Source organism: Halococcus sp. PRR34 (assembly GCF_028617175.1).
In the GTDB taxonomy this organism is placed as follows: Archaea; Halobacteriota; Halobacteria; order Halobacteriales; family Halococcaceae; genus Halococcus; species Halococcus salifodinae.
Window position 1 is genome coordinate 38,403 of sequence record NZ_JAQJDA010000008.1, and the last position, 19,865, is coordinate 58,267.

General features: G+C 59.1%; 27 protein-coding genes. All 27 read right to left on the bottom strand.

From position 1 onward, the window contains the following. Nucleotides 1-101: 101 nt before the first annotated feature. The 27 genes from PHA81_RS11325 to PHA81_RS11455 all read right to left on the bottom strand — a co-directional run bounded on the left by PHA81_RS11325 (nucleotide 102) and on the right by PHA81_RS11455 (nucleotide 19,726). A complete protein-coding gene (locus PHA81_RS11325) occupies nucleotides 102-449 on the bottom strand; it encodes a DUF6788 family protein (RefSeq protein ID WP_005046941.1) in 348 nt (115 codons plus the stop codon). Nucleotides 450-532: 83 nt separating this feature from the next. Then, nucleotides 533-952: a hypothetical protein gene (locus tag PHA81_RS11330; protein ID WP_273836853.1), complete on the bottom strand. Its 420-nt coding sequence runs from the start codon at nucleotides 950-952 to the stop codon at nucleotides 533-535. After that, nucleotides 952-1,314, bottom strand: a complete 363-nt coding sequence (locus PHA81_RS11335) for a hypothetical protein (protein ID WP_005046936.1) — start codon at nucleotides 1,312-1,314, stop codon at nucleotides 952-954. The genes PHA81_RS11330 and PHA81_RS11335 overlap by 1 nt, the downstream gene beginning before the upstream one ends. A gap of 52 nt (nucleotides 1,315-1,366) precedes the next feature. After that, entirely contained in the window at nucleotides 1,367-1,927 is a 561-nt protein-coding gene (locus tag PHA81_RS11340) for an NUDIX domain-containing protein (protein WP_080510353.1), read from the bottom strand. A gap of 12 nt (nucleotides 1,928-1,939) precedes the next feature. Next, entirely contained in the window at nucleotides 1,940-2,905 is a 966-nt protein-coding gene (locus tag PHA81_RS11345; protein ID WP_049910557.1) for a hypothetical protein, read from the bottom strand. Between the two features lie 313 nt (nucleotides 2,906-3,218). Next, nucleotides 3,219-3,869 (bottom strand): response regulator receiver protein, encoded by a 651-nt coding sequence (locus tag PHA81_RS11350; protein WP_273836854.1) that lies wholly within the window; start codon nucleotides 3,867-3,869, stop codon nucleotides 3,219-3,221. A 169-nt stretch (nucleotides 3,870-4,038) separates the two neighbouring features. Beyond that, entirely contained in the window at nucleotides 4,039-4,467 is a 429-nt protein-coding gene (locus PHA81_RS11355; RefSeq protein ID WP_005046927.1) for a hypothetical protein, read from the bottom strand. Between the two features lie 90 nt (nucleotides 4,468-4,557). Next, on the bottom strand, nucleotides 4,558-4,788 hold the full coding sequence (locus tag PHA81_RS11360; RefSeq protein ID WP_005046925.1) for a hypothetical protein: 231 nt from the start codon (nucleotides 4,786-4,788) through the stop codon (nucleotides 4,558-4,560). Between the two features lie 95 nt (nucleotides 4,789-4,883). Next, entirely contained in the window at nucleotides 4,884-5,387 is a 504-nt protein-coding gene (locus PHA81_RS11365) for a hypothetical protein (RefSeq protein WP_273836855.1), read from the bottom strand. Between the two features lie 215 nt (nucleotides 5,388-5,602). After that, entirely contained in the window at nucleotides 5,603-5,992 is a 390-nt protein-coding gene (locus tag PHA81_RS11370) for a hypothetical protein (protein ID WP_005046921.1), read from the bottom strand. Beyond that, complete coding sequence (locus PHA81_RS11375) at nucleotides 5,989-6,459, bottom strand: hypothetical protein (protein ID WP_005046919.1); 471 nt, start codon at nucleotides 6,457-6,459, stop codon at nucleotides 5,989-5,991. Before PHA81_RS11375 ends, PHA81_RS11370 begins: the two co-directional genes overlap by 4 nt. A 184-nt stretch (nucleotides 6,460-6,643) precedes the next feature. Continuing rightward, nucleotides 6,644-7,504 carry a phage Gp37/Gp68 family protein gene (locus PHA81_RS11380; protein ID WP_273836856.1) on the bottom strand — a complete coding sequence of 287 codons (861 nt, stop codon included), beginning with the start codon at nucleotides 7,502-7,504 and terminating at the stop codon, nucleotides 6,644-6,646. Nucleotides 7,505-7,522: 18 nt separating this feature from the next. Beyond that, nucleotides 7,523-7,792 (bottom strand): hypothetical protein, encoded by a 270-nt coding sequence (locus PHA81_RS11385; protein WP_273836857.1) that lies wholly within the window; start codon nucleotides 7,790-7,792, stop codon nucleotides 7,523-7,525. A gap of 64 nt (nucleotides 7,793-7,856) precedes the next feature. Then, nucleotides 7,857-8,306 carry a hypothetical protein gene (locus PHA81_RS11390; RefSeq protein ID WP_273836858.1) on the bottom strand — a complete coding sequence of 150 codons (450 nt, stop codon included), beginning with the start codon at nucleotides 8,304-8,306 and terminating at the stop codon, nucleotides 7,857-7,859. 68 nt (nucleotides 8,307-8,374) lie between these two features. Further along, entirely contained in the window at nucleotides 8,375-9,094 is a 720-nt protein-coding gene (locus tag PHA81_RS11395; protein WP_273836859.1) for a hypothetical protein, read from the bottom strand. A 283-nt stretch (nucleotides 9,095-9,377) separates the two neighbouring features. After that, nucleotides 9,378-9,848, bottom strand: a complete 471-nt coding sequence (locus tag PHA81_RS11400) for a hypothetical protein (protein WP_005040500.1) — start codon at nucleotides 9,846-9,848, stop codon at nucleotides 9,378-9,380. Nucleotides 9,849-9,970: 122 nt separating this feature from the next. Next, on the bottom strand, nucleotides 9,971-10,309 hold the full coding sequence (locus PHA81_RS11405) for a hypothetical protein (RefSeq protein WP_005040502.1): 339 nt from the start codon (nucleotides 10,307-10,309) through the stop codon (nucleotides 9,971-9,973). A gap of 40 nt (nucleotides 10,310-10,349) precedes the next feature. Further along, entirely contained in the window at nucleotides 10,350-11,213 is an 864-nt protein-coding gene (locus tag PHA81_RS11410) for a hypothetical protein (protein ID WP_273836861.1), read from the bottom strand. A gap of 50 nt (nucleotides 11,214-11,263) precedes the next feature. Continuing rightward, the gene (locus PHA81_RS11415; protein ID WP_005041254.1) at nucleotides 11,264-11,473 is read right to left on the bottom strand and encodes a hypothetical protein; all 210 of its coding nucleotides are present in this window, start codon (nucleotides 11,471-11,473) and stop codon (nucleotides 11,264-11,266) included. Between the two features lie 9 nt (nucleotides 11,474-11,482). Beyond that, nucleotides 11,483-12,214, bottom strand: coding sequence for a DNA polymerase sliding clamp (locus tag PHA81_RS11420; protein WP_273836949.1), 732 nt, complete (start codon nucleotides 12,212-12,214; stop codon nucleotides 11,483-11,485). Between the two features lie 830 nt (nucleotides 12,215-13,044). Next, nucleotides 13,045-14,748 carry a DNA cytosine methyltransferase gene (locus PHA81_RS11425; protein WP_273836863.1) on the bottom strand — a complete coding sequence of 568 codons (1,704 nt, stop codon included), beginning with the start codon at nucleotides 14,746-14,748 and terminating at the stop codon, nucleotides 13,045-13,047. Then, the gene (locus PHA81_RS11430) at nucleotides 14,745-15,113 is read right to left on the bottom strand and encodes a hypothetical protein (RefSeq protein ID WP_273836865.1); all 369 of its coding nucleotides are present in this window, start codon (nucleotides 15,111-15,113) and stop codon (nucleotides 14,745-14,747) included. Before PHA81_RS11430 ends, PHA81_RS11425 begins: the two co-directional genes overlap by 4 nt. Further along, entirely contained in the window at nucleotides 15,110-15,553 is a 444-nt protein-coding gene (locus PHA81_RS11435; protein WP_005040487.1) for a hypothetical protein, read from the bottom strand. Before PHA81_RS11435 ends, PHA81_RS11430 begins: the two co-directional genes overlap by 4 nt. 107 nt (nucleotides 15,554-15,660) lie before the next feature. Continuing rightward, nucleotides 15,661-15,969, bottom strand: a complete 309-nt coding sequence (locus PHA81_RS11440; RefSeq protein ID WP_005040484.1) for a non-histone chromosomal MC1 family protein — start codon at nucleotides 15,967-15,969, stop codon at nucleotides 15,661-15,663. Nucleotides 15,970-16,072: 103 nt separating this feature from the next. After that, on the bottom strand, nucleotides 16,073-16,339 hold the full coding sequence (locus tag PHA81_RS11445; protein ID WP_005040482.1) for a hypothetical protein: 267 nt from the start codon (nucleotides 16,337-16,339) through the stop codon (nucleotides 16,073-16,075). Continuing rightward, nucleotides 16,339-16,683 (bottom strand): hypothetical protein, encoded by a 345-nt coding sequence (locus tag PHA81_RS11450; protein ID WP_005040478.1) that lies wholly within the window; start codon nucleotides 16,681-16,683, stop codon nucleotides 16,339-16,341. Before PHA81_RS11450 ends, PHA81_RS11445 begins: the two co-directional genes overlap by 1 nt. A 58-nt stretch (nucleotides 16,684-16,741) precedes the next feature. Next, nucleotides 16,742-19,726, bottom strand: a complete 2,985-nt coding sequence (locus PHA81_RS11455) for a DEAD/DEAH box helicase (RefSeq protein WP_273836950.1) — start codon at nucleotides 19,724-19,726, stop codon at nucleotides 16,742-16,744. Nucleotides 19,727-19,865 lie beyond the last annotated feature (139 nt).

Genomic DNA, 19,865 nt, shown 5'->3' on the forward strand with positions numbered 1-19,865 from the left:
GTGTGGTCTCTCGCCACCTTGTGTAACATTTCATCACTTCCACCTGCCGTATTGTTACATAAGGTTCGTAGAGGGACCGATACGGATTGTTCGCTGAGCAATCACCGATTGTCGATATACTCGGACGTGAGCGTCCCGTCGGCCTTCCGGTAGTAGAGATACTGGTACGGCCCGTGCTTTTCGCCCTTCTTCATGCACTTGCAGGTTTCGTCGCCACACGTGACTTTCTCCATCACGACGGTCCCACCCTTCGAACTGCTCCCATCCTCGTCGACGGGATCGGCGGCGTCCGGCAGTTCGTCGTTGTCGATCGGCTGTTGGGTCCATTCGAGGAGTTCGTCGATATACTCGCGGATTTTCAGCAGCGATTCGTGGTCTTGCTTTGGGAGGCCCTTGCGGAGATACTTCGGTAGCGAAGCCGGGACAGCCGGCGGCTCTTCTGAAGCCATGATTGACCTTATGTAACATCTAGACCTACATAAGGATGCTTGTTGTTACATAAGGTAGTGATGCCGAGTCATCCTGGCTCCGATCAGATGGTCTGGTTGTCGTCCTTGAGACTATCCAACAGGAGTGTCTCGATTTTGTAGTAAGCGCGCACCGTCCAATCCGAAGGCCGTTCGTGCTTGATCGTTCGGCGGGCTTCGAAGATGTTCGTGATCTCAGCAAGCGCGGTAGCCGCTTCATCGCCGGTGTCGTACATCTCCTTCCACCGTACATCCCGATTGCCCGGTGCGAGGACCTCCCAACCGGTTTTCTTCGGATGATCGAGCGCGAGTGCTCCCGCACTGCTGCCGTTAGGATGAAACTGCTTGCGCTCGGCTTCGATCACCACCCGCCCGGAAACCTCTTCGACCTCGATGGACCACTCTTCGTGAGCGTCTGCGAGCGCCTCTCTGATGCGAGATGAGGTTTTGGTTGTCTCGTCCGACGATCGGCCACGAACTCCCATCAGCGACCCTCCTGTTCCGCGTGACGGTTGGCTTCAGGAGCGTGCTCGCGTTCGTCGTGAGCGAGGAAGACACTGTAGTCCTCGGTTTCGAATTCACACCCTTCTGCTTTGCATTTGTGGGGCGGGTCAGGCACGACGCTTGCGAGCGCTTCGGAGCCGAGCGGATCGATGCCAAGTCGTTCTGCGAGCCACCGTGAACTCGCCGCGGCCCACAACGTCCGGTTTCCGGGAAGTGGAACGAACAGATCCACGCTGCTGGAACCGCTGTATGCTGCCGGCCAGTAGCTCTCGCGGAACTGGCAGATGGTGAGCTCGATGGTGAACCATCGACTCTGAATACCGATATCTGAATGCTTGCTCATCTGTTTCTGCCTCACCGCTCCGGGCGCAGAAAAACAGGGTCTGCTGGCTGTCTTAGCTGTCGAGGGCCTGTATCGAGTGGCGAATTCGCTCGTGTTCGCCGGGTCGAAGGTCTGGGCGGATTTCTGCGAGCGGCCAAAAGCGCGCAGCGCGTTCGCCCCCGCCAGCGGCCGGCTCGCCCGTTGTCTCGCTGCGACTCACTGCGAAGGTGGTCTCGACGACGAACACATCCGACTCAGATGAATTCTCATCCTCTTCGTCTTCCTCGTTCGTCGCTCCAAGAGCGTGCCCTCCCGATTTGGTGAGTATGAGCGCATCCGAAGTGACATTGAGTGTGGTCTCCTCGGTGAGCTCTCTGGCTGCTGCCTCGCGTGGCGTCTCGCCGTGCTCGATGACGCCAGCGGGGAGTTCCCACTGTCCCTCGAACGGTGGCCGATCTCGTTGGACCAACAACACGCGGTCGCCATCGAGAACAACTACTCCCGCAGCTGGACTCGGCAGGTGAAATACGTGGGTTTCGCAGACCGAGCAGTAGCCACGTGTGTCGCCATCGAACTCGTCTGGCTCCAGTTCGGTACCGCAGCGGGGACAGAAGTTGGGTGTGTGTATTGACATACCAGGACGGTGTCAGGGCGTGAGTCGGTTGAGGAGCCCGTGATTGTCTTCCTCGCGTCTCGCAGCCAGTTCAGCTTCCCGCTTAGCGTATTTCTCTTCTCGTATCGGGTTTGTTTTGCCAGAAAACAGTGCGACGCCTCCTCCCCTGGCGTTTGACCCGAACTGCGTGATTTTAAACTCACCCTCGACGAACACGTCTTCGTCGATGCCGTGGGACCCGCCCCGCGGCCGGAGTGGAAGGCGATCGATCTGAATGAGTCGCGGAATCACACAGTCAGGGAGACCTGCGTCTCTAAATCGGTGGTATTGCTCACTGCGGGCTGTCTGCTCTGCTCGGTAGTATGGATTCTCACAGGAGATGTACTCAACCGTTTCGTCACGGCCGCGAAAGCCGATGAGACGATGATGTTTGACATCGGTGAGTGGTCCTGGGCCAACCGGCAGATGCACCTGTGACCGAACGCTCTGCCGGTCAACTGACGAGGGGCTGCCAAGCGCGGGATGGTCAAGTCGGTCCTGTAACCAGTTCGCCATGAGCGGGCCATGCTGTTTGACGATCGTGAGCGATAGCGTCGTGTAGCCGTAGTATTCCCCGTCCGGACTCTCAGTGAGGTTTGTCGTGAATCGCAGCCACACTCCCTCGACATACGTGAGCCCGACTGCCTTCACGCTCATGTACTCCTGTGGGTGGGGAAACCCGTCTCGTTGGTACTCTCCGGCAGGTTCGAGCTGCTCTTCGAGGTCTTTGTAGGTGGTGCGGAAGTTGGCTATCGCCTCAAAATAGTCCTCAAGACCATTCCCGCAAATCTGCGCTCGTTCGCCCGCGATCCCGTAGTAGAATCTCTGCTCAGTATCGGCATCGAACTGATCGGCGATCTCTCGGAGTATTCGCTCGCTCTCATCGAGATCGTCTGCATCCACGGTGTAGTGCTGGTGGCGAATATCGGCGATATCATGCTTCAGCGGCGATTGTTTCATCGATTCTTCATCCGGCGCGGCGAAGAACAGTGGGTCGTCGTCAACGTATACGACAGGTGTGTTCGTTTCGTTCCGGAGGGCGATTCTGTCGGTTCGGTGAGCGAGCGGAGGCCGGTCGTCCGTGCGGGCTCTGAACGCTTCAGTTGCCATTGATGTGACCTCATTCCTCTACCAGCCAAATAAACATACGGCAGGGCGAAGGGGAACAACTCCCGTGCCGTTTCGATGAAGGGAACGATCCGCTGCTTGGCATCAGTAGGGCTATTGCCCTATCCAACAAACATATCCAGATATTAATAAAGCTATTGGCTGATCAGCTGCTTCCAACAGCATCTTCGAGACCGCTCGCATACGCGGTCGGAGACACCGTTTCGCTGAACTGGTCGGTGTCGTCGCTGTCCGTCTCAGTATCGGTGAGTATCTGCTCGAACCGAGATTGGTACTCGTGGTCGGCTCGTTCGGCTTCGGTCTCAGCGGTGAGTACACGCGCGTAGGCGCGAACGGTGCTCTTACTCGCCGAGAGGGTGTCGGCGATCTCTCTGGTCGGCGTATCTTGATCGAGGAGTTCGCGTAGCCGCGACAGCTCGAACGGCGCGTCGAAATCAGTCTCCTGGAAGAGGTGGAGACTGATGCGGGCGCGAGCGACCGTCTTGTCACGGCTCGACGACCCGAGCGCACGAGCGATCTGCGTATCGCTCTTCCCAGCGTGGTACTGCTGGACGAGGGTGACGAGTTCGTCCTCGTCGAGCGAGGTCTGAATCCCGTACTCGTCGATCATCTCGCGGATGATGCTCTGGATGGTTTCGTCACCGTCTGAGTTGTCCGCGGAGACAGATGCCCAGCGATCTTCGTGTTGGCGTTCGGTGGTGGAAGATGCACCAGTGAGATCGGTGAAAATGTCTGTAAGCTGTTCGACTTTCTCGCTATCAGTAGTCGTCCCGTCCATGAATCGTCTGGTCTTCAACTGGATAGTTGTTGCTCAGGTACTTGAATGTTTGTTCACTGTCGTGGGCCTGTATTCCCGATTCGGAAACAGACTGAACACACCACATTTCCGTTGTTCATGGGCAAGATCGTGTCTCAACCGCATGATTTCGGGTGATGCGGTGATTCCAGTCTGTCAACGACCCTTGTCAGTACGAGTGATACGAGGGTGTCATGTCGCCGTTGGCGACGGCACTCTCGACATCCGCGACGGGGCCGCTTTCAAGGTCGATCATCCGATAGATGGCTCGGCCTCTCCACTCACACTTGGGAGCGTGGGCACAGTTAGCTTCTGCGACGGCTCCATTGTCGCAATAGGTGTACTGGCGGAGTTCGAGCAGGCCACCACACCGCGGACAGTCGTTGCCGATCTGGACGTAGTGATGCCCGACTCTCGCCGTAATGTCGGCCGATGCGATGTTGACGCCAAGGAGCTGGCTGATGGCGTCTTCGAGTGCCTCCAGTCCGATTTCGCGCTCGTCTTCGGCAACTGGAATCGGATAATTGGTGAGCGTGATCGTGACTCGCTCTTCGGTTGTCGTCTTTTCGGTGCTGTCGCTGACTGTGTTGTTGCCCATTGTCAGTATCCTCCACCCCTCCGGGGAGGACAAACTATCGAGCATCATGATCGCCTTCGCTGTTCGGAGAAGAGTGCCGCTTGAGGCTGTTCAGGGGGTAACGAACAGCTTTCCCTCGACTTCGTAGAGGTAACCCCGCATCAGCAGTTGGTGGATCGCCCGCTCAGCCCGCTTCTGAGAGAACGCTTCATGATTGGCCAACAGCTGGTGGACTTCGTCTTGTGGACAGCCCCTCCCCCCGTGGTCGTGGATTGGATCCGTGATGATTTCGAGAGCTTCCTTCGCTGTGGCCGACAGCGGCGTGCGAGGATTTCCTGACATAGGCCACTTCCTGTTGTGGTTATTCGTTGGCTCACCCCCATAGAGATAGTGTCGGTTCTCAACAGGAGAAATCGAACCTGAGTACACCAATCAGGTCATTCTGACCATGTTTCGAGGCCGCTCTGTCCAGCTTCGGGCGCGTCCCGCGTGTGGCCGGCCTCCTCGCGGACCCACTCGCGTGCCAGTTTCAGGGCGACGGCGAGCCCGCACTCGTCTGGCGGTTCCACGACCTCGTGCTTCTCGTGGTCGTGCGCTCGCAGCCACGGCGCGAGGGAGATCGTCGCGTTGCCGCTCCCGCGCCACGCTTCGATGTAGAGATACGCTCGCGTCTCCAGACTCGGCTCTTTGTCCGCGGTTCGTCCGCCCGCCATGCAGACAGCTTTCTCGGCATTCTCCTGCCGGTAGCAGACGATGTGCTCGCGCTCTTCCAGGTAGTAGCGATCGAGAACGAATCCGACCGGCGGATCGAACACCGCCTCTTCGACGTGTGGGTGGTCCCACTCATCTGGAGCGTGACGATCCATCCATGCGACCGCGCGCTCGACGCCCCACGCCGTCGCCTCAGCCTGTGTTTCGCCAACTTCGAACGAGCGTTCCACGGGCTGAATCTTGCTGCAGAATCCGTTCACACGGTCATCGAAGACAGCGACACGGACACGGTCGGTGATGCCGGAGAAGACACCGACCGACCGCTGTGCCGACTCTCCAGTCCAGACGTGGCCGTTCTTGTTTGACTCCGGTACATGGATCCACCCGTTCACCTCTGTAGGGTAGTCGAATCCTTTGGGGAGTGGAGGTTTGTTAACCATTCCCCTCAATCGGTTTCGATAGGAGTGTCGAGCCGGACAGCAGCCACGCGGAACGCCGCAACGACCTCGTCGACGGTGGCCGTCGCCTCTTCGCGCTCGATGGTGAGGTCGATCTGCTGGCAGATCGTCTCTGGATCATGCTCGTATCGCCACACTGCCTGCTCGACGCGCGGATGGGTCAGCAGGTCCGTCTCGATGTCGAGGTCATCGGTGGCTCGGAGGACAGCCGCGCCTGCATGGATGCGGTCGCCGTACCCATCGATGCCCTCGCGGAGTGCAGCGAGAGCGCCCTGGAAATCGAGATCCGGCGCTTCATGGCTGGCTACCGCGGCCGCCGCGTGAGCCTCGTCCATACCGGTCGAAAACTGGCGCTCCGCCTCAGTCGATTCGCTCACTGGGCGACGCCTCCGGACTCGACGGCGTCGTCCGACTGGCCATCCTGCACGCTCGTCTCGGGCTTGTCCGGGCTGTGGTCGAACGAATCGTACTGAGTGGTGCCATCCGGCCAGACGCTCCATTGGCCGGCAAGCAGCGGGAAGCGACACTTCTCGTAGCCGACTGTCTCGATCACGAGCTGCTCTTCGAGGTGGGGCGCGATTCGTTTGAGGAACTCCTCGGCGTGGCCGTATTCGCGATCGACGACCGACCCGTCTTCATCATGAATGGGTTTCGACGGATCGAACGATGCGTAGCCGTGGATACTGATGATGGTGTCTCCATCGGAGTTCTCCTTCACGTCGATGTTGAGTTCATCGAATGCGCCCCAGAAATCGTACTCCTCGGCGATTGCTTCGATTCGGTTTTTGGCGTCCGGATCGACTCTACTCCACGTCGAGCTGGTGGCGGCTTGTAGTGTTGCCATTGGTGTTCACGGAACAGAACTGATGTTGCTGTCCCTCACTGCTCTCGGGGAAGAAAAACTATACTGAGACTACCGTTTCTCCACTCCTTCGGTCCACCGTCTGCACTCGGGGCACCGGAACAGCCCCGCTGACGGGATGTCCACGGTCACCGTCTCGTTGGCGTCGAACCATTCACCACAGTATTCACATCTCAGTTTCTGTATCGACATGGGTGTGCTTCCGCGCGTTGACGACTGCTTCGGCTATGTCTGGTAGTTCTCGTATCTCGCGCTGTTCATATATGTCGAACTCGGGATCGTAGACTGTCAGGGCAGTTCCTTGTTCTGGACGTCGAGCGCTCGACTGCTTGAAGAAGAAGGGCACATCGTCGCGACGGCACTGTTCGAGGAGTGCTCGTGCCCACGCGTGGTTCATCTCTCGGCGATCTGCGTCGGGACCGCTCTCGCCACCGACGATCGCCCACTCGATACCCGCCAGATCGACTTCTCCGACCGGTCCGATCAGTGGTTCGAACGAGATGAACAGCGTCTCGGCGTCACAGTCGCGTAGCAGATCGATGCGTTCGGTCACACGGTCGTCCTCGACACTTGTCCCGATCCAGACGTTCGGCGGCCAGTCGAGCGGCATGTGGGCAGCGCGTCCCGGCCGTTTCGTCAGGATTTGGAACACGTGGTGTGGACAGTTCCGCATCGAGGCGAAGACTTTCTGGACGAACTCGTCCGGAACCTGTGAGTGGAACAGATCACTCATCGAGTTCACGAACACCCGCAATGGGTGGTTTCCTGCCGGAAGATCCGCAGTTGACCAGTCTTCAGGTGCGGAAGCCGTGATCGACGCTGGCTCGTCGAGTTTTTCGGGTTTCGTCTGGACGTTTTCTTCGGCATATTCGTTCGTCCACTCGTGTTCTGTGTGGTCGTACCGTCGCGAGAGTCGTTCGGCGTAGCAGTTCGTACAGCCGCTCTCTCCATCAGGTGGCTCGACTTTCGAGCACCCGTGCGTCGGATTCCACGTGTAGTCTGTCCACGCGATATCTGATGGCTGCATTGCTGGACCTCCACCGATTCACCGTTGCTCCCGTCTCTCGGCCGTTTCAGGACGGGGTTTGACTTCGCGATATACTCGGACTTCTTCGCCGCTTTCGTCGCTATCGATGTCCTCCAGATGGGCGATCCCTTCGTCTTTGTCCTCGAATGTGGCACCGCAAGTACATTCGAATAGCGTGTACAGGTCGTTTCCAACCGTGATGTCGATTTCGACGACCGCTCCATCTGGGCCGAAAGCGATCGTCCAGTGGAGGCCGTTGTGCGCCGCTCTAATTTGATGCGAACTCATGGTTGTCGTTGGTTGCTTCAGGTATCCGTCCGCTTGCACCCCTCTCGGGGGAGAAAAACGAGAGTTACGCGCCGAGCTGCGGATAGTCAGGATCGCTTGAGTCGTAGCCGTACACGTCCCCTACGTCGGCTTCGCTCCGTTTGCATACGTACCACATCAGATCGTCCTCATCGCGTTCAAAGAGGGCAGCATCGCTGTTTTCCTCAACTACGTACCAGGTGTCGTCCTCGCCGTTGAACGCAAGCAGGAGATGTCCGTCCGTGGTTTTTGCGTAGCCAGCGATCACCTTCCCAGAGGTGTTGAAGCCACCGAGACTGAGAAGTGGGAAGAACCGCTGTACTCCACTCTCGTCCAGCGCAGCGGCTTCGTCCATCGTGAGAAACCGATCTGGCAACCCATCCGCGAGACCGTCGGGTAGATCACGCACCTCTGCGGGACTTCCTGCACAGTCGTGGAGCCGCTTTTTCGTGAGAGTGGTGAACTCCTGCCCGCATGTGTCGCAGTGGTGTCCCATGTTTCACAGTCCTCCCTTTGAGCGCCGCACAGCGGGGCTGGTGCGGCCTATTTGTTTGTACGATAGCGTCATTGGTCTGGCCCCTCGTCCTTGTCTCGGCTTCCACGTTCATGTTCGTGTTCATGGCCGTGTTCACTCTCGATGCGCTTGCGGAGTTCTGTGGGAAGCTTTGCCAGCAGGTGGCTCGTGGGATCGCGGACCATCTGTACCGTGGGATGCTCACGAGTCGGCAAGAGGAACTGGTAGGCTGGCTGCTCGCGGTCAGTGGCGTCATAAAGTGTGAGCGCCGGCAGGTCCTCGCCGTAGCTGTAGTCGACGAAGAACGCACCGCGTTCTGGCACACTATTGAGACCGATCCGCACGAACGAACTATCCGAGTTCCAGTCCGATGGCCGCAACTTGATGAAGGAGTCTCCAGATGCGTTGGAGATACCACGGACCATCCCGGAACCTGTTATCGGCGCTCCGTGGCCGATACGACCCTCACAGTAGGCAGCCCAGACGAATGGAATCGCGAGCGCATCCTCTACGAGATCAGCATACTCGGACTGGGGAGCAACCATGATGCAGTCGTCGCGACGCCCGCGATACCGATAGTAGTCGGTGTCTATGTTGAAGAGCTGGTCGTACTCGAGGCCGATCTGGTCGATAGCAGCCTCGTAGTCCGGCCCTCCTTCATCGTCTGTCGGGAGCTCCCATCCGGGGGCGCGTTCGTCCACTGCCGGGTTCTCGTTTGGCGAATCTGTACTCCGGTACTCGTCTCGTCCGCTATCAGTGTGCTCGTTCATTGGCATTCTGGGCAGTACGCCCGGACGCCGAGGCTACGCTTGCCGCGCACGATCTTTGCACCATCTGCTTCGCTCGTCTGGGCTCCGCAGCTCCGGCAGCGGAGTTGGTTCGCTTCGCTTGACATGGTTTCAGACCTCTCGTGCCTCATGGAGATGAAAAACGGCGGAGCAATTGCACTGCAAGACCTTTCCAGCGTTCGCGTTCATCCCCTACCGACCTCGTGTCGGACGGAGCAGGAGTCCACCGGCAAGCCCCGCGCCTTGAGCGGGGCCGTTGACTGTCTTACGCGAGCCAGAATAGCGCTGTAGCGGGGTGTTCGGAAAGGAGAATATCGCACTCCTTGCAGTAGTGGTTCATCTCGGGACCACTGACATCGCCGTATGAGGTCTGGACGACGTCTCCCCGCTCGTCGTAGGTGTAGATGTACTCGCGAGGTTCGATCACGCTGATGCGGTTGGTACCGCACTCTGGACAGGGATCGCCGGGTTCCCAGTCGTCGTGTTGCCACCCGTCTTCGGGGTCGAGCGACGAGAGGATACGTGCCAGTTCGGCAAGCGTGTGAGAATCGTCGTTTTCCAGATCGAACAGCGGTGAGAGGTCGACCTCTCCACCGAGGTTGTGGCCGTCCTGTTGATCTCGTTCGTGCGTGACGATGTTCTGCGCCGTTTCGATGACGGCCTCGATGATTGTCGCGAACTGTTCTCGGTCGTCGATTTCGCTCGTGGATGGGACTGCGATTCCGTTGTGTACCATGATGTCTCGTGATTCGGTTGATGATGACTTCGATTGGTTCGATGGCGATGCTACCTGCGCTCAGCAATACCGGTCGCCAGATGCCCCTGCTACGGCTGTTCTGATGGCTGTCTGATCTGGGGCTACGACTCGCCCTCCAGGTACTGTTCGAGCTGACCGATGAGCGCGGTGAGTTCCGCGCTCCGAAGTGGCCGACCGTCAAATGGATCGCCATAATCGTGGGTATTGAGTGCGTCCAGCCGGAGCCGGTCCCGGAGCTGGTCGGCTGTCTGGCCCCACGTACTCGCGTCGTCGTAGTCGGTCAGCACCTCGTAGAGGCGCTCGATCGTGAGCATCCCGAGCCGGGTTGACTTCGTGCTGTGCGAGACGGCACGGAACGTGGCTGCCGAGTCGTCCTTGGCTTCGCGATCGATTGCTCGCAACAGCGAGACAACTTTCTCGCGTTTCTGATCGACGGACATAGTTTTCAGAGATTGATATATGGGGATCTTGACGGCCTATTCACTCGTCGCTCTCGTCGTCATCAGTGGCGATGACGGGCGCGATGCTGTACTCGACGTGTCCTGCGCCATCGGCAATGTCGAACGCGACCAGGAGGGGGCTGTCCGTCCCGAGCGCGAGCGTGACTTCGGTCCGCTTGTGGATCGGCCGTCTGATCTGGCGTAGATAGCCGAGATCGAACGTCGACGCGACTGGCACGGCACCGACGAGCAACTCTTCGACATCGTCTTCTTCGCGCGGTGCAACGAGTCGGTCGCTATCGCCCTCGGCTTCCGCGACGAAGCGCTCGCAAGTGTGCTCGATACGAAAGCCGACTTCTGTGGCGACGTGGCCGGCGGCTTTCATGATCCGCTTCAGCTCGCCACCTTCGAGCACACAGACCGACGGATGGTCCGCTTCACCGAGCTCGGAGACTGAAGGCATCTGGCCACTGTCGCTCATCTGGAGCGAACACTCCACTCCGTCCGCTTCGATATCGAGCGTCTGGCTGTCCCCATCGAGCGTGAGGCGCATCACGTCGCGGTTCGAGGTCATGCGCGTCACCTCTCGCAGGCGACTCGTTTGGATAGTGATCTTGCCGGCCGTCGCTTGGTAGCTCTCGCACCCACTCGCGTCGAGACGCACGCTCCCCATCGTCGTTCGACTGTCGTTGACGACGTTACCGATCATTCCGTCTGGCGTGACTTCGAGCTGGAACTCGTCGTTGACCGTCCGAATCGCATCGAGGAAGCGCTGCACGCGCCCAACTGAAACCGCTGCCGTGAGCGTTGGACACTCCGTTTCGGCCGTATCTGTATCCACATCGTCTGGCTGAACCGACGCGGGAGCGCTGCTGTCGTCGTAGGTCTGACTTCCTGTCGACATTGGTTGTTCCCTCCACCCCTATGGGGGAGAAAAATCGACGAGCGGTGCGCTCACTCGATTGTCGATTCGTCTTCGGGCTCGACGATTTCCACCACACGGAGTGGACACTCGTCGTCATCAGCGCTCAGTCCAGTCTGCTCTTCGATGTACTCCTCGGCGGCGCTCACCGTCCGAAACAGGTCGTGGCAGGTGTCGATCTCGGTGTTGACGAGTGTCGGACAGGAGAATTTCGAGTCGCGTGTGCCGATTGCGGCGTACATGGATTATGTTCAGTCGCTCTGGATTCGTGGAGCGAGCATGAACTCGACATCCACCGCACCATCGGCCAACTCGAAGGTGAGTTTGGCCGGGAACTCTTCGCCGAGCCGCATCCGAACGACGGTATCGGTCGGAATCGGCTTACGTAGGTCCTTCAGGTAATCCAGACTGAACAGCGAATACGCACTCCCCCAGTCGGCATCTTCGAGATCGTCGCCAGCGAGTTTGAGATCGACATCGTCGGTGTCACCCTCGGCGTTCGCGATGAAACACTCCTCGTGTTCGTCGACCTGGAGGGTGATGTGATCGGCGACCATATCTGCGGCTCGAATCGCCCGCTTGAACTCGGCTTCGTCGACGGAGACTGCAGCGGGCAAGTCGAGATCCGGAATGTCGGGTTCTGCTCGGATCGCCGCGGGATCGATCAACGCGAGCGTGTACTCGACGGCGTTGACCTGCACATCCAGCTTCCGGGTTTTGGGATCGAGATCGAACTGCACGAGGTCGTCGTCGTTGTCGGCGATACCGACCACCTCGTCCAGCCGTTCGAGATTGATACCGATTTCGCCACAATCCGTCTCGTAGGCTTCGAACGCATCAGCCGATACCTGCTCGTTGACCATCGCCACGTTGGCCGGATCGACCGCGCGAATGACCAGCCCATCCGTATCGAGGTGGACGCGACACTCGTCGACGACTGCGTGAGCCGTGTCGATGACCTCCTGCATGTAGCCGGCCTCGATCGATGCCTCGAATAGGCCAACATTGCCCGTGGGGAGTGACTCTGCTTCTTCATCTTTCACCTCCTCTTTTGCTGCTTCGTTCTGCTCGGTCGCGGTGTCGTCTTCGACCGGAGCAGTTGCGTCATCGGTTTCGGCAGGGGTGGTCGGCGTGTCGCTTTCCGAAGCAGTGGTCCCGTCTTCGCTTTCGTCCTCGTCCTCGCTCTCGTCGGTACTGGGAGTGCTGTCGTCAGAATCATCTCCCGTATCTGGGTCTGTGTTGATCTCGGGATTCCCGGTCTCCGTATCCTGCACGGGATCGAGATCGGCGACGATGTTTTCGATGCCGTCTTTGAGAACGCCGTTGCCCTCGACAGTGCCATCGGGCTGGATGCGGTAGGACTGATCGAGCTTCTCGGCGGAGACGGTTTCACCGTCGTCTTCGACCTCGGCGGTCATGCCCTTCTGTTCGAGCTCGTGTTTGAGCGCACGGGCCATCGCCGACGTGTCGGTGTCGCTATCAGCACTGGAGCGCGCGCTACTGGCTCCGTGGTTACTGGTATCCCCAGCGGACTCGGTTGCCGTGTCGTTAGTGTTAGTTGGTGCGTCTGGGTTCGAGCTGCTGGTGTCTCCTTCAGTCATGATTATCCTCGTGCGGGCGTGTTCATCCGTCCGCGCACCCCTCTTGGGGAAGAAAAACGCTGGTGAAGCTCTCTACTCTCGTTTCATACCATGTGTCGATTGCGCTCACTCAATGGAATCCGTTGAGCGCTTGTCCCTCGCCGCAGTCGTTGCAGAGTCAGCCACACTGCCCCCAGTTCTCGACAGTCCGGCAGTCACCGCTCATCGAATCGCTAGTCATCGGCTGATCCGACCCCTCCATCAGCAGGTGCTTGCTCAGAACCGGATGTGTAGCTGAACAGCGTTGGATCTCGCTTGGAGAGGAGCTGTTCACACAGCGCTGTGGCAAGGTTCACGGGGACTGCGTTCCCGATTTGCTTGGTGGTCTCGGTCTTGTTGCCGGCGATCTCGTAGTTCTTGGAGAAGCCCATCGCCGCCGCGAGTTCACGTGGTTGGAGCATCCGAAAGCGAATATCCAACCCCCACGGGAAGGCTTCAGGACAGATCAACGCGAATCTGTCTTTCGTGGTGATAGTCGGTATTGGGTCTCCGACTGGCTGCGCGCCACCATTCCCGTAATACTCAACGAGGAACGGCTGGGCGAGATATGGATCCGAACCGGTTGCCGTCACCGTTGGTAGTGGCTCTGCGATGTCGTGCGTTCGTGGTGTCTGCCCTTCACGCTCGCTGTAGTACGGGACGAGATATGGGGTTACCAAGTGTCCGTCATGATTTTTCGCCGTCACCGTGTGCAGCGGTCGCTCATCCGGTTCGTAGGTAGCGTTGCTGTGGAGGCCACGGTACGCACCGTTGCGTGGCAGTATGAACGAGCGTGCGCGGGGCTCGACCATGCTGATCGCTCCTCGCGTTGCGATGGTTGGGACGGGTGCCTCGCTGACGTTCTTCGGCCGTGCATGGGACTGCTGACCGAGCAGGTACGGACTACAGAGGCCGAACTGCTGGCTGTCGACCGTGGTTGTATCGACTGACGTAGTTCCTTCCTCTCCCGTTGGGATTCCGGAGTATTTCACGAGGAACGGGTCAGTATGCCGCCCAACGGCAGTCTCTAGCGTACCGGGCTCGGTAATCTCGACAGCGTTTTCCTGTAGTGCCTCGACGTCGGCTTTCCCCAGTTCTGCGACGGCGTTCGCGAACGGCTCGATAGCATCGTCGCTATGCCGGCGGATACCCTCCGCGATTCGCTGCATCGTATTCTGGACGAGCGGGCGATCACGGCCCCAGATGCTCTCGCCTCGCTCGGACCAGTCGATGATCTCCGCTGCTGGCCGCCACGGTTCTGTTCCGGGTGTCTCCCCGTTCTCGCTGTGGGTCGGGTCGGGCCACTTCGGGCTGCCTTGTCGAGAACCGACGACGAACAGTCGCTTCCGACTCGTCGCATCACCGTAGTCAGCGGCGTTCAACACCTGCCAATCGACGTTATAGCCGAGCGAGTGGAGGGCATTGATCCACGCGTCGAAGGTTTCGCCCTTCTTCGATTTCATCGGTGTGCCGTCAGCCCCGACCGGCGACCTATTTTCGAACTCCTGAACGTTCTCGATGATGAAATGGTCGACATAGAGCTTCTGCAGCCAATCAAGGACATGCCACGGTGACGCCCGTTTCTGCTCGTTGACTGGCCGCCCACCTCTGGCGTTGCTGTGGTGGGTACACTGGGGACCACCAACCAGGATATCAACGCGCTCGGTCTCGAATACGGAGCGTGGGTCGAGTTCCTCGACTTTCGCGTGGTAGTGGTCGGCCCAGCTGTGGTTGCGCTCGTGGGTTTCGATAGCGCGCTCCCAGTGGTTGACTGCCGCGAGTTCCACGTCGCGATCGAGGTGTTCGCAGGCTTGTGCGAGCCCCCACGAGAGACCACCAGCGCCACAGAACAGATCGACTGCACGAACGGTATCGTCGCGACGGCGTCGGTCGGTCATTGATCGCCTGCCTCCGTGAATCGCTTTGCTCGTTCGACGTCGACGACCTCAGTCCAGTGGTCGGCTCGCATCTCGTGAGCGAGCATGTCCTTCACGACAGTGGGGACTTCCTGCGGCGTCGCTGCTCCCATCGGGTCGAACTGGTTGCTCTCGGCGAGGCGGTGCGACCGGAGGATGCCGATGGCTTCACCATTTTCGACCACGTACCGGTACCGGATGTCCCGCTCGCCGTCCGGCCGGTCGTGCCCGCGATGCAAGATCTCGACCGCGTGGCTTTCCACCTCCGCCACAGGTGGTCGATCTTCGGTTTCTGGCTCCCGTTCGTCCGCCCACACGTGATCGTCGGAGATTTCGTATTTCGTCATCGTTGGCCTTGGCCCCCGTTGGAGCGCGACCTGCTGGGTCGATGTGTCTCGTTTTCAGCGGCGACCAGTTCGAGCAGTCGCGCTTGAACGTCACCGGCGACGAGTCGACGTGCCTGCTCGGCAAGCCCCTGCACCGGATGCTTGCTGTTGACCCGCTCCCAGTCGAACCCATCGAGTTCGTACTCACTGTGTTCCAGGACCGAGAACGGATTGTCGAAACTCATCCGCTCGATCACTCTTAGCTGGCCGAGAACTCTGTCGTAGTTGACCGTCTGGAGCGTCCCACTATCGTCCGCGAGTCGTGGCAGTATCCGCTCGGCAAGCGTCTCGACCCGCTGTTGGTAGGTAGTTTTCGAGAGGTGTGCAACGGTTTCGGCGGCGGGATGCTGATGTCGGCTAGGTTCCTCAACTGGTGGTTTGCGACGCGTGTCGTGACTCATCGATTGTGCCTCCACCCCTCCTGAGGGATGAAAAATTACAGTTGGCGATAACTCCGACACCCCACTCTGTCCGCAATTCCTTCTGGTGCGGCGGTCAGAAACCAGTACTATTCGTCGAGGTGTTCGATGCTCTGCTTTGCGACGTTGGCTTCGATGATGGTCCCAGAGAGCCATTCGGGGCCGTCCTCGGGCGCATCCTCCTCCCACGCCCACGCCTCGTACACATGGAGTTTGTCGGTGCCGCGTTCACGGAGGCGGAGTTCCTGCTGGTCGGCGTCTGCCTCTGACGAGGCAGGAGTAAGCCGCCGAGCGGCTTTCATGGCTGCCTGCCGTGGGTAGTTCCCTGAGAACACGCTGGATTCGCTGCCATCCGATTCACGCAAACCGAAGTTCCGTTTGCCGTCTTGGCGAACCATCGAATATCTACTCCACTCAGTTGTACTGACAGGAAGTGTATAAATGCACCGACGAAATAGGGAGGAAGCTCCGGGATGGTCATCAGTGATGGACAAAAGGCGACTACGTTTGTTCGCGGAGTTCTGTCGCGCGCTGTTGGAGCAGTCGAAGAATGTGGTCGCGTTGTTCGTTGCTGTTTTCGTAGGCAACGTACTGCTTGACCGTCTCAACGGAGCCCATACAGTGGATGCCGGCGCGAATTCGGCTCACGTCGTTCGTGTCGAGCAATTTCTCTGGTGGGAGACCGTCAAGAATGCGCTCCCCGCTGGCCGCATCCTCGCTGTCCTCGTCAGTCCCGCCATCGGTTCCGATTCTCGCCTGCGCGTCCATCAGTGACCCTCCGTAGTCGGGACAGAAGTACTCTCGCTGGCCGATGGTGCTTGCGGGGTGTCCGTCCAGCTGTCGTGCTGTGCGACCGCCTCCGTGAGGACTGCAGCAACGCGCTCTTCGAGCGGTCCTGGTTCCGGAGCGGCAATCAGCACGTTGAGTTCGAGGACATCTTCGAGCGATACGGCAGGCTGGTGGCGATAGAGTTCGTGAAGCACGGTCATTTTCACGGTTTCGCCGTCAGCCTCTGTCTCGGCTAGTGCTCCACGTGCGAGGTCACCAATAACAGTCCGTTGACTGCTTGTGGTCTCGGTCCCAGCGTTATCGGCGGAAGTCGCGGATGGCATGTGTACGTTCCTCCACGCCTCCATGGGGAAGACAAACCATCACCGCACCAATCTATTGTTAATCGTCAATGAATTCTTCGGCCGATGGTTGTATCTTGGAAGCGACCCACTCGGTAAGGTAGGGGACATTGTCAGTCAGATCGCCAGATGACGCCGCTGCAATCGCCTCGGGCGTATGATACCCAGCCCGGAAGAGGTGATGACCTCGAACTGGTCCGATGCCGGGGATATCGTAGATTGATGGGCCGGCTACACCGTACAGCTCCAAGAGTGGTGGTTTCGCTGTTTCGGGCTCGATATCGTAGCCTTCCAACTTAGCAAGCGTTTCAGCGACTATCTCAGTGTCGACATTGGTTTGTGAGTGAGTCGCGATTTGTTCAGCGACGACAGTTCTCTTGTCCGTTTCCGGCGTTTCCGGTGTCGCTGGATAGTGGTCGATATCGTCTGTTCCGCCACTATTCTCGTTTGTTGCTACCGAATCGATGGCGGTTTCGACTTCGACTTCGGGTTTGTTCTCAATGGGGTCCTGTTGTCTCGCGTTGTCGACTCCATCCGTCTCGTGGTGGTTCGGTTCAATGGTCGCGTCACCGAGCAAGTAATCGAGCAGCGAGAGTGCGAGTCCCTTGTCGAGCGGATCGTTCGCGTTGCCACAGTGCGGCGATTGGATACACGCCGGACACCCACTTTCGCAGGGACAGTCAGCGAGTAGTCTCCGCGTCTCTCGCAGGAGGTCCTCGACGCGCTCGAAACCCCCACGCGCAAGGCCGACACCACCGGGATACCCGTCGTAGATGAAGATCGTACTCTTGGCCGTCTGAGGATGCAGCGGTGTCGAGAGCCCACCAATATCGCGCCGATCACACAGGAATTCGAGCGGAAACAGTGAGATCATCGCGTGCTCGACCGCGTGGATTGCTCCCTCGAACCCGTCGTCGACGTCGCTCTCAGCTCTGAGGTTCTGCTTAATGGCCGGCGGAATCGTGAAATACAGCGCTCGCGTCCGGAGCTCGGTCGGCGGCAGTGGTTCAGGCAACGGAATGGACTCACCATCGTCGTCATTGCCCTGCGTACATCGGAGATACTTTGTGACCTGCTCGCGGAACTCGATATCCGCAAACCCCACCGTGACGCCGGAATGGGTGGCGAGCGTCGTTTCATCGAGGATCTCGTTGACCGAGATTGCCTTGTCGGTGAGTGCTTGCGTGTAGTAGGACAGCTCTGTGGATTCGAGAAACGCGATGTCACGCTCGAGATCGAGATCGACCACCTCGTATTTCTCTCCCTGATGGTGATAAATCGCATTGGGGTGGACATCCCGGAGTGCGTCGTCATACGAGAGGCTGGCGAGATCTGTCTCATTAAGCCGATCACGGATCTGTATCTCGCGATCGTCGATAGCCCGAATGCTCATCTCGTGTTGGGGACTACCGTCACCCGCGTAGGTCCACCGTACGCCCTTGTTCGTGTTCCGGCGTTCGAGAAGCCCCTCGCTTTCGAGTTGGGTAACGAACTCTGGGAACCTTTCGCCGAAGTGTTGTTCATCAGCGGGCGAGAGCCACGATTCTCGGGCGGCACTGAGCACGTGGTCGGGCATGAGCTGGTCGTTGGCGGGGTTGACCGCCGCCTCTTCGGGGTTGCCCTCGAAGAACACGTCGGGATGACCCATCAGATACTGGTCGAGCTGGTCGCGACCGCCGACGAGCGTTACGAGACTCGCATCCCGACCCCGACCTGCTCGTCCCGCACGCTGGTGGGTCTGCATTCGCGTGCCCGGATACCTGTCGAGGATCACCACATCGAGCCCACCCACGTCGACGCCAAGTTCGAGCGCACTCGTCGACCAGACGCCCGGGATTGACCCATCGTGGAGGCCGTCTTCGATCTCCTCGCGACGGTCCTGTTTGAGTGCGGCTTGATAGGCGGTGATCGCGTTGGCGGGCTCGTGGTTGCCGCGCTTGTGGAGTTCGGCTGCCGACCACTCGGCACATCGTTCGGCCCCCTGGCGCGTCCGTGTGAACACGAGCGTCTGATATCCCCGCGTCACGAGGTCACAGAACAGCCGGACGGCTTCGGCGTGGTTCGATTTGCGCTCTCCACCAGATTCAGGCTCTACTGACGCCTCAGTCTCGCCTTCGCCGCTGTCGTCGGTAGTTGGAGCCGACTGTGCGTCAGATGAAGTATCGATGTCTGTTGAAGGAGGCGCTGGTGCTGGAAGCACTTCGCCACCGTCCGACGTCATTGTCGGTGGCTGTGGCTCGGGTTCACGCTCACTCGGTGCTGGGTGTGATGTATCTGTGCCCGATTGAGACTCGTCTTTGACTGGTGGTGGGTTCCAGAACAGCCAGTGAGTCGCGCCGGTGGTGCTGGTATCCTCGTCGATGACGGAAAACGACTCGGCGGACTGGCCGGTAACGTTTCCAGCGTGTTCGGCGGGATTGCCGATGGTGGCCGAACAGCAGATGAACTGTGGGTTGCTGTTGTACCGCTCGCACATCCGGGTGAGCCGGCGCATGACCAGCGCGATCTGGCTGCCGAAGATACCCCGATACTCGTGGACCTCGTCGATGACGATGGTATCGAGTTGACGAAAGAACCATTCCCAGAGGTGATCATGCGGAAGAACGCCATAATGCAGGAGGTCGGGCGTCATCAAGACGATATGCGGTTGGTCGCCCCGCACGGCGCGTTTTTCAGTCTGTGAGAGCTGGCCGGTGTATTGGCCCACGTCGACGGTGGCTCCGAGGCCGAGATCATCCGTGAGGTCGGTAAAGCTCGTTTCTTGGTCATTGATGAGCGCACGCTGGGGCGCGATATACAGCGTACGCCCGTCGTGATCAAGCGCGCGCTCGACTGCGGGGACAGTGTAGATGAGACTCTTGCCGCTGGCGGTTGGTGTCGCGATGACGGCATTCTCGCCGTCGCGGATCGCGTCGATAGCAGCCGTCTGATGCTGGTAGAACCGGTCTATCCCTCGCCGCTCAAGCGCTCGTTCGAGCCGAGATTCGACACCTACATCGCCATAGCTGCCTGTCCGACCCTCCATCACCTGATGAGTTTTGATCTGGTTGCGATAGTATGGACGGTCGCGGAGCCAGCTCACAGTGTCGTCCACAGGCGATGTATACGGCTACGAATATTAAACCGTATGGGGGCCATCCGTCTTTAGCTAAACGAAGAATCGC